1 protein-coding gene is annotated in these 690 nt (G+C 58.3%); it reads left to right on the forward strand.

All coding sequences use genetic code 11. The annotated features are described in order from the left end of the window. Window positions 1-690: outer membrane beta-barrel protein (locus EN906_RS36190; protein ID WP_164777710.1), on the forward strand; the 690-nt coding region annotated here is incomplete at both ends.

Consider the following 690-nt stretch of genomic DNA (forward strand, 5'->3'; position numbering starts at 1 on the left):
GGCGTCTATGGTGAGCTGACGGTTGGCTATGACTATATGGTCTCGCCCCGGTTCCTCATCGGCGGTCTGCTGGACGCTCACGTGGGCAACATCAAGACCACGCTGGACATTACGGGGTTCGACGCTTCGATCAAGGAAACCTACGGTTTCGACGCTGGCCTGCGTCTCGGCTACCTCTTGACGCCGAACACTCTGGGCTACGTGCTGGGTGGCTATTCCTGGCAGAAGTACAAGCTCGATACGAACGCCGGCTTCGACTTTGATTGGGATCAGAGCGGGTATTTTGTCGGAGGTGGCATCGAAACGGCCATCAACAGCAATTGGACGATCAAGACTGAGTATCGCTATACGGGCTTCGGGACCAAGGACGATCTTCTTTCCGAGGCTGGCATTGTCGGAGTACCGGACGGTCTCCTGAATCTTGACACCTCGCGCCATACTTTCCAGATCGCAGCCAATTACCGTTTCGGTGCACAGAACGGCGGCGGCGCTGCCTTCGAGACGCCAGCCTACAACTGGACCGGCTTCTATATCGGTGGCGCTGGTGGCGCCGGTGCGTCCGTGCATCAGATCAACGTTCCGCCGCTCGGCGACCTGGAATTCAATGGTCTCGGTGGCGAAGGTGCCTTTGGTGAACTGAACGTCGGCTACGATCATGACTTCGGCAGCTGGGTCGCAGGCGTCATGGTC

This window comes from Mesorhizobium sp. M7A.F.Ca.CA.004.06.1.1 (genome assembly GCF_003999135.1).
Classification (GTDB): Bacteria; Pseudomonadota; Alphaproteobacteria; order Rhizobiales; family Rhizobiaceae; genus Mesorhizobium.